15 protein-coding genes and 2 pseudogenes are annotated in these 16,877 nt (G+C 59.1%); 7 read left to right on the top strand and 10 right to left on the bottom strand.

The window, feature by feature from the left end; all coding sequences use genetic code 11:
* Positions 1 to 12: 12 nt before the first annotated feature.
* Positions 13 to 780, top strand: a complete 768-nt coding sequence (locus ACOYXJ_RS27325) for an SDR family oxidoreductase (protein ID WP_095120260.1) — start codon at positions 13 to 15, stop codon at positions 778 to 780.
* Positions 781 to 981: 201 nt separating this feature from the next.
* On the opposite strand, the gene ACOYXJ_RS27330 is transcribed toward ACOYXJ_RS27325, so the two are convergent.
* The 3 genes from ACOYXJ_RS27330 to ACOYXJ_RS27340 all read right to left on the bottom strand — a co-directional run bounded on the left by ACOYXJ_RS27330 (position 982) and on the right by ACOYXJ_RS27340 (position 3,778).
* The gene (locus ACOYXJ_RS27330) at positions 982 to 1,194 is read right to left on the bottom strand and encodes a hypothetical protein (protein WP_141234568.1); all 213 of its coding nucleotides are present in this window, start codon (positions 1,192 to 1,194) and stop codon (positions 982 to 984) included.
* 693 nt (positions 1,195 to 1,887) lie between these two features.
* The gene (locus tag ACOYXJ_RS27335; protein ID WP_150794706.1) at positions 1,888 to 2,145 is read right to left on the bottom strand and encodes a DUF1652 domain-containing protein; all 258 of its coding nucleotides are present in this window, start codon (positions 2,143 to 2,145) and stop codon (positions 1,888 to 1,890) included.
* A 136-nt stretch (positions 2,146 to 2,281) separates the two neighbouring features.
* Complete coding sequence (locus ACOYXJ_RS27340) at positions 2,282 to 3,778, bottom strand: helix-turn-helix transcriptional regulator (RefSeq protein ID WP_150794707.1); 1,497 nt, start codon at positions 3,776 to 3,778, stop codon at positions 2,282 to 2,284.
* Between the two features lie 290 nt (positions 3,779 to 4,068).
* On the opposite strand from ACOYXJ_RS27340, the gene ACOYXJ_RS27345 reads away from it, so the two are divergent.
* Complete coding sequence (locus tag ACOYXJ_RS27345) at positions 4,069 to 4,260, top strand: hypothetical protein (protein WP_460372651.1); 192 nt, start codon at positions 4,069 to 4,071, stop codon at positions 4,258 to 4,260.
* Positions 4,261 to 4,443: 183 nt separating this feature from the next.
* On the opposite strand, the pseudogene ACOYXJ_RS27350 reads toward ACOYXJ_RS27345, so the two are convergent.
* Positions 4,444 to 4,737, bottom strand: a pseudogene (locus ACOYXJ_RS27350) (NUDIX hydrolase); the annotation flags it as partial.
* Positions 4,738 to 5,114: 377 nt separating this feature from the next.
* Here ACOYXJ_RS27350 and ACOYXJ_RS27355 point away from each other — a divergent pair.
* A complete protein-coding gene (locus ACOYXJ_RS27355; RefSeq protein ID WP_150794709.1) occupies positions 5,115 to 5,546 on the top strand; it encodes a nuclear transport factor 2 family protein in 432 nt (143 codons plus the stop codon).
* Between the two features lie 164 nt (positions 5,547 to 5,710).
* Here the strand turns inward: ACOYXJ_RS27355 and mqo are convergent, their stop codons facing one another.
* Positions 5,711 to 7,357: a malate dehydrogenase (quinone) gene (gene mqo, locus ACOYXJ_RS27360; protein WP_460372653.1), complete on the bottom strand. Its 1,647-nt coding sequence runs from the start codon at positions 7,355 to 7,357 to the stop codon at positions 5,711 to 5,713.
* Between the two features lie 522 nt (positions 7,358 to 7,879).
* Between mqo and ACOYXJ_RS27365 the strand changes: the two genes are divergently transcribed.
* Positions 7,880 to 8,311 (top strand): nuclear transport factor 2 family protein, encoded by a 432-nt coding sequence (locus ACOYXJ_RS27365; RefSeq protein ID WP_460372655.1) that lies wholly within the window; start codon positions 7,880 to 7,882, stop codon positions 8,309 to 8,311.
* Positions 8,312 to 8,464: 153 nt separating this feature from the next.
* Here ACOYXJ_RS27365 and ACOYXJ_RS27370 read toward each other — a convergent pair whose 3' ends face one another.
* Both ACOYXJ_RS27370 and ACOYXJ_RS27375 read right to left on the bottom strand, forming a co-directional pair.
* Positions 8,465 to 9,328: a methyl-accepting chemotaxis protein gene (locus tag ACOYXJ_RS27370; protein ID WP_460373054.1), complete on the bottom strand. Its 864-nt coding sequence runs from the start codon at positions 9,326 to 9,328 to the stop codon at positions 8,465 to 8,467.
* A 42-nt stretch (positions 9,329 to 9,370) separates the two neighbouring features.
* Positions 9,371 to 10,078: pseudogene (locus ACOYXJ_RS27375) on the bottom strand (MCP four helix bundle domain-containing protein); the annotation flags it as partial.
* 244 nt (positions 10,079 to 10,322) lie between these two features.
* On the opposite strand from ACOYXJ_RS27375, the gene sodC reads away from it, so the two are divergent.
* The 3 genes from sodC (at position 10,323) to ACOYXJ_RS27390 (ending at position 11,801) form a co-directional block, all read left to right on the top strand.
* Entirely contained in the window at positions 10,323 to 10,844 is a 522-nt protein-coding gene (gene sodC, locus ACOYXJ_RS27380) for a superoxide dismutase [Cu-Zn] SodC (RefSeq protein ID WP_457465168.1), read from the top strand.
* Positions 10,845 to 11,004: 160 nt separating this feature from the next.
* On the top strand, positions 11,005 to 11,319 hold the full coding sequence (locus ACOYXJ_RS27385) for a DUF2388 domain-containing protein (protein WP_460372657.1): 315 nt from the start codon (positions 11,005 to 11,007) through the stop codon (positions 11,317 to 11,319).
* An 80-nt stretch (positions 11,320 to 11,399) separates the two neighbouring features.
* On the top strand, positions 11,400 to 11,801 hold the full coding sequence (locus tag ACOYXJ_RS27390) for a hypothetical protein (RefSeq protein WP_460372659.1): 402 nt from the start codon (positions 11,400 to 11,402) through the stop codon (positions 11,799 to 11,801).
* Here ACOYXJ_RS27390 and ligD read toward each other — a convergent pair whose 3' ends face one another.
* The 3 genes from ligD to ACOYXJ_RS27405 are packed head-to-tail and all read right to left on the bottom strand — an operon-like array spanning position 11,802 to position 16,752.
* On the bottom strand, positions 11,802 to 14,393 hold the full coding sequence (gene ligD, locus ACOYXJ_RS27395; protein ID WP_460372661.1) for a DNA ligase D: 2,592 nt from the start codon (positions 14,391 to 14,393) through the stop codon (positions 11,802 to 11,804).
* A 17-nt stretch (positions 14,394 to 14,410) separates the two neighbouring features.
* Positions 14,411 to 15,364, bottom strand: a complete 954-nt coding sequence (locus tag ACOYXJ_RS27400) for a methyltransferase (protein ID WP_460372663.1) — start codon at positions 15,362 to 15,364, stop codon at positions 14,411 to 14,413.
* A gap of 11 nt (positions 15,365 to 15,375) precedes the next feature.
* Positions 15,376 to 16,752, bottom strand: coding sequence for an iron-containing redox enzyme family protein (locus ACOYXJ_RS27405; protein ID WP_460372665.1), 1,377 nt, complete (start codon positions 16,750 to 16,752; stop codon positions 15,376 to 15,378).
* Between the last annotated feature and the right edge of the window lie 125 nt (positions 16,753 to 16,877).

Genomic DNA, 16,877 nt, shown 5'->3' on the forward strand with positions numbered 1-16,877 from the left:
CCAGGAACCCTTATGTCCAAGACTCAGTTGTTCGACCTCGACGGCAAGATCGCTTTCGTCTCCGGCGCCAGCCGTGGCATCGGTGAAGCCATCGCCAAACTGCTCGCCCAGCAAGGCGCCCACGTCATCGTTTCGAGCCGCAAACTCGACGGCTGCCAGCACGTTGCCGACGCGATCATTGCTGCTGGCGGCAAAGCTACAGCCGTGGCCTGCCACATCGGTGAAATGGAGCAGATCAGCCAAGTCTTCGCCGGGATCAAGGAACAGTTCGGCCGCCTCGACATTCTGGTCAACAACGCCGCGACCAACCCGCAGTTCTGCAACGTGCTGGACACCGATCTCGGCGCGTTCCAGAAGACCGTCGACGTGAACATTCGCGGCTACTTCTTCATGTCGGTTGAGGCCGGCAAGCTGATGCGTGAAAACGGTGGCGGCAGCATCATCAACGTCGCGTCGATCAACGGCATTTCGCCGGGGATCTTCCAGGGCATCTACTCGGTAACCAAAGCGGCGGTGATCAACATGACCAAAGTCTTCGCCAAGGAATGCGCGCAATTCGGCATCCGCTGCAACGCCTTGCTACCGGGCCTGACCGACACCAAATTCGCCTCGGCACTGGTGAAGAACGATGCGATCCTCAAGCAGGCGCTGACGCAGATTCCGCTCAAGCGTGTGGCCGATCCGAGTGAAATGGCCGGTGCGGTGTTGTACCTGGCGAGTGATGCGTCGAGCTACACCACCGGGGTTGCGCTGAATGTCGACGGTGGCTTCCTGTCCTGATTCCCATTGCAAGCACATAACCCCCTGTAGGAGTGAGCCTGCTCGCGATGGCGGTGTGTCAAATACTTAAATGTTGACTGACACAGCACTATCGCGAGCAGGCTCACTCCTACAGTTTCAATCAGGCAACGACTTTAGGTAGTTGCCAGCCGAAATGCACCGAGAGCAAGCGCAAGGCCAGACACGCCGCCCCCGCCGGCACTACTGCGTGACGCAACGGGTGGTGGTGATGTGTCGAGTGACCTGCCCGTCGACGTACATGTCACCGGCGACTTCAGTGTTTTCGAGTACCTGACACGTGCGTTCCGGCGGTGGCGGTGGCGTCACTGGCGGAGGGGGTGGAGGACTGGCGCAACCAGCCAACAACACAGCAAAAAAAGCCAACGGCAACACGCGTTTCCCAAGATTGTTCATAGGACGACCCGCGATGAATGGAAGAGCAACTCCCGCGAACCAACCGATCACGGAAGACCTGAGCACTCATTCTTTATAGCCGAGTGCCCTGCATGCGCCAGTAAAACCGCCATGTGGGGTTGTTGTGGCTGTCGGTTTTGCGTTGGGGGGATTGAGAAAGTTGGCAGACTGGAATGTGCATTGCCGGACAGGGCCTCTTCGCGAGCAGGCTCGCTCCCACAGGGATCATGTACATCTGGAAGATATTGGTCGGCTGTCAGGCCGCCATCGCGAGCAGGCTCACTCCTACAGAAAAGCAAAAGCAAACCACATCCGCTTTTCACCACTCAACAGGATGAGCGTTAGCTCGGCTGCAGCTCTTGATCTTGCCGTGCTGGCCCCTTCGGCAGGCTGAGTGGAGGGATTGATCCGGGGGTGGGAGCGCAGCGACCGTTTGGCGAAGCCAAACACAGCGAGAGGAGGTGCAGCGAAGCAAACCGTAGGCGCTGCCCCCGGATCGATCCCGGAACGAAGGAACCCCGAGCCTTAGCGAGTGGGCCGAACGCCGGGGCCCAGCCTTTTGGTTACTTTTGGGCGTCTGCAAAAGTGACCCGCTGTAAGAGCGGAACCGCCAGCCGCAGCACCCGAAAAAACGGATATACACCCCAAACCCCAAGAGCATGGTCGGCCCAAAGGCCGCCAAGCCCAAAAGCCCTAAGCCAAATCCGGATCCCGAAAAGAACGCAAAGAATTGCTCTCCAACTCATACCGCAATTCTTCAATCAAAGCCTCAACCGACCCAGGCGTACGCAACGCATCAAGCTTCAACCCACTGATCACCAGATCCACCTGCCCCGATACCGGGTGATACAGCTTCACAGTCAGCGAATGATCACCGTCCACCAGACACTCACACGCCAGCGGCGAAAAACTGCGCTCAAGCTGCGCGCGCAACTGCGCAAGATTCATCATTGCGGTTGTTCCTTTAGCTACTTCGAAGGGACGCGACCACAAACCCAAAAGGCTTGCATCGCACGCCACCAGACTAAGAACAGCCGCCGCCCGCCAACACCTCAAATTGCACCAGACCCACTAGTGCATTTGCACCCTATCGCTGACCCTTGGCGCTCGAATCCCCGGCAAACAGCCCACGCTCACGCGCCCAGACAATCGCCTCACTGCGACTGTGCACATCCAGCTTGGAATACACCGTCGCCACATGATTACGCACGGTGTTCGGCGCCAGCTTCAGGCGCGCCGCGATCTCCTTGTCCGCCAGCCCTTCGCAGATCAACCCGAGCACATCACGCTCGCGCGCCGTCAGATCGGTGAACGACACGCTGGGCAGTTGCGGCGAATTGACCTTCTTCACATTGGCCAGTTTCTCGATAAGCGTCCGACTGAACCACGAAGCATCTTTCATCACCTCCTCAATCGCCGCCACCAGCTCAAGCTCGGTACGTTTACGCTCGGTAATGTCCATCAACACCAACAAATAACAGGCCGTGTCTTGAATATTCACGGTGTCGGCCGAGAGCGCACATTCGAGCAGATCCGCATCCTTCTTGCGCACCCGCACATCCACCCGATCGACCCGACCGTTTTTCTCAAGCGCGGCCAGCAACCGCGTACGTGCGCCGCTGTCATCGATAAAATCCAGTTGCGTCACGGTTTGGCCGAGCACGTCCTCGCTGTCATAGGCGAGGGTTTCGAGGAACGCCTGATTGACGTCGATCACCTGCTGTTCATCGGCACTGCAAATCAGGATCGGCACCGGTGTCAGGCGAAATGCCTTGGCAAAACGCTCCTCACTCTGACGCAACGCCACCTCGGCCTTGTGCCGCAGCTCCATGTCGACGAAGGAAAACAGCATGCAATCCTCATCGTTGAGCGTCAGCGGCTGGCCGGCGACGATCACTTGCTTGCTGCCGCCATCGGGCAGGCGCAATTCGGCCTGCATCTGCGGAATGGTCGCGACGTCGCGCAGACGCTGGATCGCCAGATCCTTTTTCTCGGCCTGCTCGAAGATGTCGATTTCATAAGCCGAAGTGCCGATCACCTGCTCACGGGTGTAGCCAGTCATTTCGAGAAACCCCGGATTGACCTTGATATACCGCAAATCGCTGAGGCGACAGATCACCGCCGGCGCAGGATTGGCGTTGAAGGTCTTTTCGAAGCGCTGCTCGGCGTTGGCCCAGTCAGTGACGTCACTCATGATCAACACCAACGACTCGGGCTGCCCCTCGCGATCCGTGAGAATCATGCTGCGCACGCTGTGCACCCAAATGCGCTCCGGGTCGTCGGCCGGTGACACTTCAATCAGCACGTCATTGAAACTCTCACAGCGCGCCACCCGGCTGATCGGATAGTTTTCGGCAGTGATCGAGTGATTGTTGCGATAGCGCAGGTGGAACTTTTTGGCGTACTCGTCGGCATTGTGGCCCAGATCGGTGATCCGTTTGACACCGTGCATGGCCAGCGCGGCTTCGTTGGCCCAGAGAATGCTCTGATCCAGCTCCAGCAGAATCACCCCGTCGGACAGCCCGGCGATGATCTGCTGCAACTGGCGTCGGTTGGTTTCGGTGGTCAGGACTTCCTGGCTCATTGGATCTCCACAAGTGATACGCCCATGTGAAGAGTACGACCGCGGCCACTTCTGATCGTGCCGAGCATAAATGTTCGCAACTGCACAAATCCCTTTGCAGGAGTGAGCCTGCTCGCGATAGCGGTGTGTCAGTCAGCAGATCCGTTGAATGACACACCGCTATCGCGAGCAGGCGAAGGCCTACAGGGATCGCGGTGCATTCGCGATTTCAAGCTTTGTCGTCTAACGTTAATACCTCATCGGATTGAGCCCCTGCCCGCAATATCGGGCTCTTGATCAAGGAGAGACTGATGACGTCGCGTCGCAACATCGAACAGACCTACCGCACCTGGTCCAGCCCGATTCTGCTGGAGCTGAAAAAGCGCGAACACCAAATGAAGCCGATCGAGCGCCAGGCGCTGGAAAATGTTTTGGTGGAAAGAAGGTTGCTGGACATCGGCATTCCGGATGGCGTCGAACGCCGTCGAAACACCGGCGACTGACATTCCGCTATCGCTAGCAGGTTCGCTCCCACAGGGTTTGCGGCCGATCACAAAGTGTGTTCACCCACAATCACTGTGGGAGCGAGCCTGCTCGCGAAGAGGCCAGTACAAACACCGTCATCACTTGGGCCGCCATTGCCAACTTCGCTCCGGCGGCCCGATGAACTGGTCCTTCGCCGGTTCTCAATCCAGCAATCCGGCATTCTTCAGTAGATCGAGCAAACCTTTCGGCACCAGCGGCGCCTGCTCGCTGAAGCTTGAATTGTCATGCCAACGCACGGTGAACGGCGCGCCGCCGCTTTCATGTCCGTGAATCTGCGCATGGGCGTATACGCCCGCGTCGACAAACCTGGCGTCATACACCTGAACAATTTCATGACCCGGTTTGCCGTCGTAGACGAAAAGGCTTTCGAGTGTGCCGAGCAGGCGCACGTCATTCATGGACAGGTCCAACTCCTCCTGCACTTCGTGCACTACTCCCCGACATCACCTTGCGCCCGAATCTCAGACTGGAGAAATCGTCGCGAGCAAGCCAATCAGAATGGTCAGTGTCAGAAAGCCACCCAGGAAAATCGCCATCTTGTTCATGTTGCTCTCCTCAATGCCGGGTTTGCGGTGCACTGAACGCTTCGGAATGAAGAACTGTCGAGAGTGACCGCACTGCCGGGGCATATTGAGCGTTTGGCTGCGCCGGTAACAGCGTCAGATAAGACGAAAAAATACAGATCAGATGCGCATCTGATCTGCACCGGCCATGGGCCGATATTCAGGTCGACGCACAATGGTTACCTTCCGCCGAGATTGATCTAGAGTCATTGCCGACGCCAGAAGACCAACAACATCGCGGAGAGAACATGACTGATCTGAATCTGCAAGCCAACGTCGCCGAATCCCTGAAGCAATGGCACGAAATGATCCGCACGGGCAACTTGAGCGGGCTGCCCTCATTACTTGATCCGCAAGCCGTGTTCCGCTCGCCGATGGCGCACACGCCTTACCCGGGTGCGCCGGTAGTGTCGATGATCCTCAATACCGTGTTTGAGGTGTTTGAAGACTTCACCTACCACCGTGAACTGGCGACTGCTGACGGGTTGAATGTGATTCTGGAGTTCAGCGCCAAGGTGGGTTCGAAGGAGCTGAAAGGTATCGACATGATTCGCTTCGATGAGCGCGGCAAGATCGTCGAGTTCGAGGTGATGGTGCGGCCGCTCAGCGGTCTGCAAGCCTTGGGCGAAGAGATGGGGCGGCGACTGGGCGCTTATCTGGCGTCCGCCAAAGCCATGTAGGAGCTGCCGCAGGCTGCGATCTTTTGATCTCGATCTTTCAAAAGCAAGATCAAGATCAACAGATCGCAGCCTCGTTTCACTCGACAGCTCCTACATAACTCTTTGCCACAAAAAAGCCCACTGACCGTCGCCGGTTCAGTGGGCTTTGTGTGTCAGGCGTCTGGTTACAGCGCCATGTCACGTGCAGCGTTTTCCTTCGGAGCTTCAGCTTTTTCAGCTGCAGGTGCGGCCGGAGCAGCCACCTGACCGATCACTGGAGGCGTCGGCAGTTCGAGGATTTTGGCGGTGTAAGCCCACTCTGCAGCCACTTTGGCCGGATCGCTGTTCAGCTGAGTGCCGTAGCTTGGCACGATCTGGTGCAGCTTGGATTGCCACTCAGGCGTTGCGACTTTGTCTTTGAAGACTTTCTGCAGCACGCTCAGCATGATCGGTGCAGCGGTCGACGCGCCTGGCGAGGCGCCCAGCAGGCCGGCGATGGAGCCGTCTTGTGCAGCAACGATCTCGGTGCCCAGTTTCAGCACGCCGCCAGCGGCTTCATCACGCTTGATGATTTGCACGCGTTGGCCGGCTTGCCACAGGCGCCAGTCTTCGGCTTTGGCGTTCGGGAAGTATTCCTTCAGCGCGTTCAGACGGTCTTCATCCGACAGCATCAGTTGGCCAGCCAGGTACTCGACCAGCGGGTATTCCTTGATGCCGACCTTGGTCATAGGCCAGATGTTGTGGGTGGTGGTGCTGGTCAGCAGGTCGAGGTACGAACCTTCTTTCAGGAACTTGGTGCTGAAGGTCGCGAATGGGCCAAACAGAATGACGCGCTTGCCGTCCAGAACACGGGTGTCCAAATGCGGAACGGACATCGGTGGTGCGCCAACCGACGCTTTACCGTAGGCCTTGGCCAGGTGCTGCTCAGCGATGGCCTGGTTATCGGTCACCAGGAACGAGCCGCCTACCGGGAAGCCAGCGTATTCCTTGGCTTCAGGAATGCCCGATTTCTGCAGCAAGTGCAGTGCACCGCCGCCCGCGCCGATGAAGACGAACTTGGCGTCGGTTTCGGTTTTAGTGCCGTCTTTCAGGTTTTTGTAGCTGACGCGCCAAGTGCCATCGGCATTCTTGGTGATGTCCTGCACTTCGCTCGACAGTTTCAGATCGAAGTTAGGCTTGGTCTGCAGGTACGTGGCGAACTGGCGGGTGATTTCGCCGAAGTTCATGTCGGTACCCAGCGGGCTCCAGGTGGCCGCGATTTTCTGGTTCGGGTCACGCCCTTCCATCATCAGCGGGACCCACTTCTTGATCACAGCCGGGTCTTCGGAGTACTGCATGCCGGCGAACAGCGGGCTCGCTTGCAGGGCTTCGTAGCGCTTTTTCAGGAACTTGATGTTGTCATCGCCCCACACGAAGCTCATGTGCGGAGTGGTGTTGATGAACGAGCGAGGGTTCTTCAGAACGCCTTGCTGAACCTGCCAGGCCCAGAACTGACGGGAGACCTGGAACGCTTCGTTGATCTCGACGGCTTTCGGGATCGTTACGTTGCCTTTGTCGTCTTCCGGGGTGTAGTTCAGCTCAGCGAGCGCCGAGTGACCGGTACCGGCGTTGTTCCAGCCGTTGGAGCTTTCCAGGGCGACGCCGTCGAGGCGCTCGACCATTTCCATCGACCAGCTTGGCTCCAGCTCATTGATCCACACACCCAAGGTGGTGCTCATGATGCCGCCGCCGATCAGCAGGACGTCGACTTTCTTTGCTTCGTCAGCATTGGCGGATGTCATCCCCATCGCCAAAGCCAGACCCAGCAGGGCTGTGTTCACTTTTTTAAACATCTGTTGCACCTATGATAAAACGCCTTCCGCCCGCCGCTGTTATCTGTATGCGATCCGCTTTGATGACGCTCAGGCTAGCGTCGCAGATTCCGGCACACTTCAATTTTGACGGGTGGGCACACAAGGCCGACATGCTGCATCGACCTCAGTTAATGTCCCTTCTGAACTGACTTCTTATCATTATTGGCTCAGCTACTTGAGCGACAGGGATTCCGTCGGCCCGCCCAGAGGCAAGCAAACTGAATAAGGTCAAACCAAGTTGGCGCGAAGAATATCACGTCAGGGCAAACCCGCGCGTCTGTTCCCGACTTGAGAGTCTTTTTCCGCTCAGGGACTTATCGGCCGCCAGTCGCCGAACATGACCCTCTGATGAGTGCGCCGACTCAAACCATCCTGCATTCAAGTGTAGTTGGCCAGCGATCAAGCGATTTTCGGCAGTGCCTTACTCACGCATTTTCTGCTAGGTTGTACGACGACTGACAAACAAGTCGTCAACCCCATAACAACAAGGAAACAACCTCAATGACCAAGACCCGACTACTGATCGGCTTTCTCTGTGCCTTCAACGGTTACGCCATGGCCGCCTCTGCCCCGGCGGAAAAAGATGTCGCCCAAGCGGTGGACCATCTGACCCAGGCGATGCTGCACAAGGACATCGCCGAACTGAACGCCCTCACCGCGCCCAACCTGACTTACGGCCACTCCAGCGGCAAGATTCAGGACAAGAAGGAATTCATCGCCGATATCGAAACCGGCAAGAGCGCGTTCAAGACCCTGGAAATGCACAACCAGACCATCACCCTGTCCGGCGATACCGCGCTGGTGCGCCACCACTTTTCCGCGCAGGCGTTGAAGGGGACCGAGGTGATACCGACCGAGATCGAGAACTTTCAGATCTGGCAGAAGCAGGATGGCAAGTGGTTGTTGGTGGGGCGGCAGGCGTTCAAGTTCTGATCGGGGTTAACTGACTCTGAATAGATGTTGACTGGGCTGCCGTCTTCGCGAGCAGGCTCGCTCCCACAAGGGAACGCATTCCAAAGGTGGGAGCGAGCCTGCTCGCGAAGGCGGCAGTCCGGCTAACAAAAATGCGCCTGACTGCCCTACCGATCACAACCGAAACCGATCCACCGACTGCGCCAACTGCCCCGCCAGGCTCGACAACTCATCGGTCGTATTGGCCGTTTGCCCGATCACCCGGCTGTTGCCCTCGGACATCCCGGCAATCATTTCCACCTGATGGGCAATTTCGTTACTGGCCTGACTCTGCTCGCCAATCGTGCGGGTGATGTCGTTGACCAGTTGTGTCGTGCTCAACGTCGCCTCGAGGATTTCGCGGATAGCCCGCTCGACATCCGCCGTCACCGCCATGCCCTTGTCGACCTGCGCCACCCCAGCCTCCATGCTGCTGACCGCCTCGCGGGTACTGTGCTGAATGCGCGCGACCATCGCGGCGATTTCCTGGGTCGAGGCGCTGGTGCGCGCCGCCAGACTGCGCACTTCGTCAGCCACCACTGCAAACCCCCTGCCCTGTTCCCCGGCCCGGGCCGCTTCAATGGCAGCATTGAGCGCCAGCAGATTGGTCTGGTCGGCAATGCTCTTGATCACCTGAATGATGTTGAAAATGGCTTCAGATTCCTGATCCAGCGTGCGGATCACCTGGGCCGACTGTTGTGCTGATCGGGCGATATCGTCCATATCGCTGACCACTTGATGAATGACCCCGCCGCCCTCCTTGGCCAGGGATTCGGCTTGACTGGCCATGCTCAGGGCCCGTTCGGCGTGGCGGGTGATTTCCTCGATGCTCGCGGTCATCTGGCTGGCGGCAGCGGCCATGGTGCCGGCAGCCACGCTTTGTTGCTGGCTGCTGTCGGCAACCTGATGGCAGCCGTGGCTGAGTTGCTCGCTCATGCCACTGACGCCGTGCGCGTTGCGCCGCACCACATCGATCATATTGCGCAAGTCGCGCTGCATGGTCGCCAGTGTGCGGATCAGGACACTGGCTTCATCCTTGCCGGACGGCTCGGCGATTGGCTCGCTGAGATTGCCATGGGCGATGCTTTCGGCGATGCGACTGGCGGTTTTCAATGGTCCCATGATGCTCAGAATGACCCAGCGACCCTGTGCCAAAAGCAGCACCAGACTGGCGAGCAACACCACGCCGAGCGCGACGTTGGCATTGCTGATCGCCGCTTCAGTGCCTGCGCTGGTCTGCCGGGTATTGGACTCGATCAGTTCGCTCAAAGCGGCCATCTGCTCTTCAAGCTGACCAAACGCCGTGTTGAAGGTGCCCAGTTCCTGCTGAGCAGCATCAGGATTATCCAGCGCCAACTCGACGATCCGCTCGCCGGTGTTGATGTAGGTATCGAGGCTCGGCTTGATCTGCTCCAGCGCGGTGCGCAATGCCGGGTTGATCGGCAACTTGAGGTTGTCTTCAAGCACCTCGCGAAAATGCCCGGCATGTTCGTTGATCGAATCACGCACCTCGCCCGCCGTACTGGTGCTTTTGCCTAGCCCGACCAGCATCGCCGAGTAGACATCGGCACGCAGGGCGTCGTGCATCATGTCGGCTTCCATATGGTTGCGCAGCGCGCTCATGCTGACCGCGTTATCGCTGACCGCCGAGGCCATCCGCTGGTTGCCGACGTAACTGACCAGACTCACAATCAACGCCGTCAGCAGACTTGTCACAATCAGCAACACTAAACGCAGTTTGATCGACACCGGATTTTCCCCTCTCGTTACGCCCGTAAGCGCTTGTCAGCCTTCAGTTAAGCCTATTTACACGGGTCTGCCGCGCCAGAGCGTGTCAGCAGGTGTCGGCGTGCGGGCCAAAGGCAGCAAAACTTTCGGATTGCGCGGCAAGTCTCACTTTTCAACGCGCACGGCCAACGCTTTCATCGCCGGTTAACGCCGGCAGGCTATTGAGTCCGTCGTTCTGAATTCTCATGCAGCAAAAGGAAACGCTATGAAACGCGCATTGTGGTTGGGTTTGCTTGGCACCTTCGCCATCGGTACCGCACACGCGGCGACGGAAAAAGTCGCCATCAATCTGGTCAGCGCTGACGGCGCGCCGCAGGCGATCGGCTCGGTCACTATCAGTGAAACCGCTTATGGTCTGTTGTTCACGCCCGAACTGAAATCCTTGCCGGCCGGCGTGCATGGCTTCCACGTGCATGAAAACGGCAGCTGCGAGGCCGGCATGAAGGATGGCGTGAAAGGCGCCGCACTGGCCGCGGGCGGGCATTTCGATCCGCAGAAAACCGGCAAACACCTCGGCCCTTACGCTGACGGTCATTTGGGTGACCTGCCGGCGGTCTACGTGACGGCTGACGGCGTCGCCAACTACCCGGTACTGGCGCCGCGCCTGAAAAAGATCTCCGAGGTGAAGGGCCACGCGCTGATGATTCACGCCGGCGGCGACAACCACGCCGACATGCCCAAACCACTGGGCGGTGGCGGTGATCGTATGGCCTGCGGGGTGATCTGACTCATTCCAGCGTGAAAGACGGGCAACCCGCCATGGCGTTGCCCGCGTCTGTTTTGCAATAACGCAGACTTTGCTGCGCCACGGAACTCCCGCCGCGTGCGCCCCTCTCACATTATGTAATCCTTCCCTTTTTGCTTCGCGCTTGTGGAGGAACACCGTCATGCGCAAGTTAGTGCTCGTTTCTTATTTACTCTTATGCCTGCCGGTCGGCTCGGCGTTGGCCCGTGTTGATGCGGGTGACGTCGCCACCTCGGCCGGTGTCTCCGCGTCGCTGTACTCGACCTTCAAGGATCACAAAATGGTGATTCCGGCCCGTGACGACTTGTCTGCATTTGTCGCCAGTGGCGGGGCCATTCGTGGGGTTTATCTTGAATCGGTACTGCAACAGGTGCGCCAGAACAACCCTGGCCTCAACGCCAGTGATGAAGACCTCGCCAATGCGATTCTGGTGCATTACGAAGGCCTGAATCAGTAGCCATCACTGACAAGGCAGCCGATGGATGGCCGCTGAAGGCGCATAGGCAAAACTGTCCGACGGCCTCTATGATGGAGGCCATGACGACTTCTGCGCCCTTGCGCTCCCCCTGCCCGCCCGGCGCCTGCATTTGCGGGCGCGATCCGTTGCTGGAGACGCCCGGCGCGGATTTGCGCATCCTCCGTCTGACTCGCGAAGAAGAAAAAATCCTGCTCGCGCGGCTGGAAAAACTCAAAGACCTCGCCGACCTCGAACACTTGCAGAAGCGCATGTACGAACAGTTGGGCATTCGTGTGGAAGTCGCCCCCGGTTTCAACGAAGTGCGCACCATGCGCGGCATTGCCATTCAGATCGACGAGTTGCCGGGCCTGTGCCGCAAGACCCGCGCAGCAATCCCGGCCGCCATTCGCCGCGGACTGGAAAACCATCCGGAAATCGCCTTCGAATTGCTCAACACCCACGACTTGCTGCGCGATACCTGATCATTTTTTCAAACCAACCCGCTTGCGCATCTCGGCCGTGATGCTCTGGCGGGTTTTCTTCATATCGGCCCATGGCTCGTCGCCAACCTCCGCCAACCGCTCATGCACGTTGTGCACATTCCACTGATTGCCGCCCTTGATTTCGGCGACCTCTTCACGGAACAGCGGCACCGACACCGGCAGCCCTTCGCGGGTGCGCGCCGCATAGGCGCAAATGGTGGTGGCGCCCAGGCCATTGCGCAGATAGTCGATGAAGATCCGTCCGACGCGATTCTTCGGCCCGGACACCGCCGAAAAGCGGTCCGGCAACAGCTTGGCGACATGACTGACGATGGCGTGGCTGAAGTCCTTGACCTCGTCCCAACCGAGTTTGCGGGTCAACGGCACCACCAGGTGGATGCCCTTGCCGCCACTGGTTTTGAGAAACGCTTTGAGGCCCAGCTCATCGAGCACGGTCAGGGTCAGCGCCGTCGCTTCGACCATGCTTTTCCACGGCAATGCCGGATCCGGGTCAAGGTCGAGGACAAAGCGATCGGGCTTGTCCAGATCGACCGTGGTGGCGTTCCAGGTGTGCAGTTCGACGGTGCTCATCTGCACCGCGCCAATCAACGCTTCGGCGTTGTTGATCAGCATCACCGGTTGCCCGGTGACGTCTTTGTCCAGTGTGGTGATGCCGGGGATCGCCAGACGTTCGGCGTTCTTTTGGAAGAACAACTCGCCGGCGATGCCGTCCGGGGCGCGTACCAGCGCCACCGGCCGCTCCTTGAGTTGCGGCAGAATCCACTCGGCGACGCTGGCGTAGTACTCGGCCAGTTGCATCTTGGTGGTACCGCTGACCGCATCGATGACCCGATCCGGGTGCGTGATGCGCACCTTGCCGTTGGCCAGTCCGAGTTGAGACGGCGCGGTTTCGGCGTTGCTTGACTGGGCCTTTTTAGGCGGTTTCTTCGCAGGCGTTTTCTTCTCTGCAGTCTTCACCGGTTTCGCTCGCTCCTCTGTGATGCCCTTGGCCGGTTTGTCGTCGCGCAAGCCATGGAACACGGCGTGGCGCACCGAACCGTCCTTGGTCATTTCGGCAAATGCGACTTCTGCCAGCAGTTTCGGCTTGAGCCAGTGCACACCTTTGACTTCGAACCCGCTGGGTGGATTGACCACCGCCGGCTTCTTCACCTGCAAGGGTTTGAGTTGGGCCAGGATGCTTTTCAACGTCGACTCGTTGAAACCGGTGCCGACCTTGCCGGCGTAGCGCAATTCGCCGCTGTCGCGATCGTGCAGCCCCAACAGCAATGCGCCGAAGGCACTGCGTGAACCTTTCGGATCGGTGTAACCGACAATCACAAACTCCTGACGGTGTTTGCACTTGAGCTTGATCCAGTCGCCGCTGCGCCGCGATACATACGGCGAGCCAAGGCGTTTGCCGATAAGGCCTTCCATCTGCATCTGGCAGGCGCTGTTGAGCAGTGCATCCGGGGTTTCGTCGAAGGCTTCGGAGAAGCGCAGCAACGGTTGTTCATGGCTGCCGAGCACCGTGGCCAGCGCCGCGCGACGTTCCTCGACCGGCACTTCGCGCAAGTCGACGCCGTTGAGATAAGGCAGATCAAACAAGTAGTAGAGAATGTTGCCGCTGCGCCCGGCTTCAAAGGCATTTTGCAGGGCCTGAAAGTCCGGCACGCCGTGCTCGTTGGCGACGACCATTTCCCCGTCCAGCCACGCCGATTCCAATCCCAGCGCCGCCAGGGCTGCGACCTGTTGCGGCAACTTGTGCGTCCAGTCGTGACCGTTGCGGGTGAACAGTTGCACCTGATCGTGATCAATCCGCGCCATGATCCGGTAACCGTCGAACTTGATCTCGTAGCTCCACTGCCCTTCGGGTGCGCTATCGACCAGCGTGGCCAGCTCCGGCTTGAGTTGCGTTGGCAGTTTGGCCTTGTGCGCGCCGGTTAGCTTGCCGGTCGCTTGCTTGCGCGCCTTGGCCGGGGCCTTTTTCGGCGGTTTGCTTTGCTCAGCGGCCAACTTGGGCTTGGTTACAAGGGTTCGCTCGCTCAGCACGCTATCCGGCTCGGCGACCAACACATCGTAATCATCTTGCGGGCGAGCGGCGCTGTCCTGATGTTTGATCAGAAACCAGTTCTCCTTCTTGCCCGGCATGTGCGTGCGCACCAGATTCCAGATGCCGCCGAGCTTTTCGCCTTGAAGCTCGAACTTGAGCTTGCCCTTGGCGTAGGCCTTGTGCGGATCTTCCAGCGGAATCCACACACCGCGATCCCAGACGATCACATCGCCAGCACCGTAATGTCCTTCGGGGATGCTGCCCTCGAACGTCGCGTAATCCAGCGGATGATCCTCGACATGCACCGCCAGACGTTTGACCTTGGGGTCGAGCGACGGCCCTTTCGGCACCGCCCAGCTCTTCAAGGCGCCATCGAGTTCCAGACGAAAGTCATAGTGCAGGTGCGATGCGTCGTGCTTCTGAATGCAGAACTGCAACGCGTGATCCGTGGCGGTTTTACGCCCGGAGCGCTTGACGGCGGCCGGCTCGGACGTCGCCGAGAAGTCGCGCATGCGGTTGTAGTCGTCAAGGTTTCTGCTCATTGCGCACCTGCCTTGCTTCAGCCAATCCGGGTCACGGTCAACGCCACCACGGCGATCCGGTCGACCCGTTGATAACCGGGGTTGAGCAGTTCTTCGCCGAAGACATCCGGATCGAGTTCGCGGTACGTCCAGCCGAAGCGTTTTTCATCGAGTCGCGGTAACACGGTATCGAGAAACGGATCGCGACCGTCGACCATCGCCACGCCGGTGTAGAGCAACAACGAGCCGCCGGGTGCCAGCCGATTCAGTGCCTGTTCAACGATGCGCAGCGATAGCCCTGCCCCCAGCGTGCCACCACCATGGCGATAGGCACGCTCTGCCGGATCGGCCATGTACGGCGGGTTAGCGACGATCAGGTCAAACTCGCCGTCGACGCCTTGCAACAGATCACTGGCGCGCACTTCAACATTGGCGACTTCCGCCAGTGCCGCATTGATCGCGGTCAGACGCAGCGCTGCAGGGTTGATGTCCAGCGCCAGCACTTGTGCTTCACGACGGGCACGGCCGATCACGATTGCACCGACGCCAGCCCCACAGCCGATATCTACCGCGCGATGGATCGGCGCGAAGTTTTGCTGCAGGTGGGCGTGGATCAGTTGCGCAAAACGGTAGGTGTCGGGGCCGAAAAACACCGCATCCGCCGCCTCGGTGGGGAATGCCGAATGCACGAACAGCAAATCATCCAGGCTTGACCAGCGCACGCGACTTTTCAACTGACCTTCGTAGGTATCAATGACCTGCGCGTCTTGCAGTTGCCGCTGTTCATCGGCCGACAACAACCCCGGCGCGAATGGCCGCGACCAGCCGAACACGTCGCGCAAAGAGTCGGCCATCTGGCCCTCGTCACGCTGGTTGACCCGTTGATGGGTCAACGGCGTCGGGGTGACGAACCGATATCCGTCTGCCAACAAGCGCCGGCCGAGGTGCAGCAGCACGAGGTCGTTGGGGCAGAGTTGTTCTTCCTGATTCATCGGCAAGGTCCTTAAGGCAAACGGGATTTGAGTTCGATAAAACGCCGGGTGGCGAGCAGCCCGGCCGGATGTGCATGGCGGGCCGGGGCGAGCCAGGGGATCAGAATCGCCATTTGCGCCGAGGCATCCTGACCTTGCAGCGCGGCGTTGAGCGCCTGAACGTCGGGATCCTGTTCAAGCCCTTCGATGGGCGCTGCGGGGTGACTGTGCCGCCGAACAGGTTTTGCTTTATCCGACGGCGTCCAGTCGCCAGCGATCCAGTCATGCACCAGTTGTTTTTCGTAGGCATTGAACACGCCGAACATCGCCGCACCGTCGCCCGCGATCAGTTGCCAAAAGCGACTGGCTTGCGGGTCCTCGTGGCGTTTGATCCAGCCCTTGTTCTGCAAGGCTTGAAGAAAACCGGGCAATTGCTCCGGTGCAGCCAGCCACTGATTGACGGTCTGCCCTTCGAAGCGGCAGTAATCGGAGTGCATGTGTTGCGCGAATGGGCACTTGCGCTCAAGCATCGCCAGCAACTCGTGCTCAAGGTCGAAACCTTCGATGATCGCGCGACTACCCTGCCCCAGATCGTTGAGCCGATAACCCAGCGCGACCCGGCGCAGAAATTCGCTGCGATCAGCCTCAAGCGGCAGCAGATCGAGCGCGGCCTGCACGGCTTTTTGCGCATGGCCGGTGCTGGCATTGTCGATGGTCACATGCAGGGTGAAATAGTACGGATCGATACCCAGTTCACTGAGTTCATAACTGCTGATCAACAGGTGCAAGGGCAGTTGTTCATAGCCGAGGTTGTAGCCGATCACCTCGGGCAGATAGTCAGCACCACAGACACCGAGGGCCAGTTGTATCGCACCTTGCAGGTAGCGTTCATCAGCGATCGAGCTGCTGTCCTGCAAGTCGTGCTCGGCGAGGAGTTTGCGGTAGATGACCACGTGGTTTTGCGCTGGATTGCCTTCGCCCAGTTCTTCCAGAAATGTTCGCAGCAGGCCCTGGAAACGCGGGTCCTGCCAGCGTGGCAACAGACCATAGAGCCACGCGCCGTCGACCAGTTTGGTCGGTGCCACCGCTTGCAGGAAATACAGCGCCTGCGCCTTGTCACGGAAAAATTGCCGAGGCCCGCCGGCCTTGCGCTGCTGGAGATAGTCGGCATATTGCCGGGCGACATCGGCGCAATGCTCGGCCACCCAGGCGTGCCACGTTGTCGGATCTTCGGGCAGAGCATCGATGAGTTGCGCAGCGTGTTGCAGTTGTTCCTGCAAAAACGCCTGCGCAAGGTCCTTGGAATTGTCGTCGCGCAACAACGCTTCATAGACCTGGCGGATGTTCCCGGGGGCATTCATAAGATGCGGTTGGGCAGGCGCAGCCTGCAGGTGTGTCAGGACAGTCATGGCAAAGTTCTCGGTCGATTGGCAGGACGCTGTTCCACACGCCTCTACAGCAGCAGAGAGGCGGCGCCTGCGAAAAATTCAATCGACGTGAAAATTGCCCGGACGGACGGCGACGCAGCTCTTTG

The organism is Pseudomonas sp. Tul2A7, assembly GCF_054790505.1.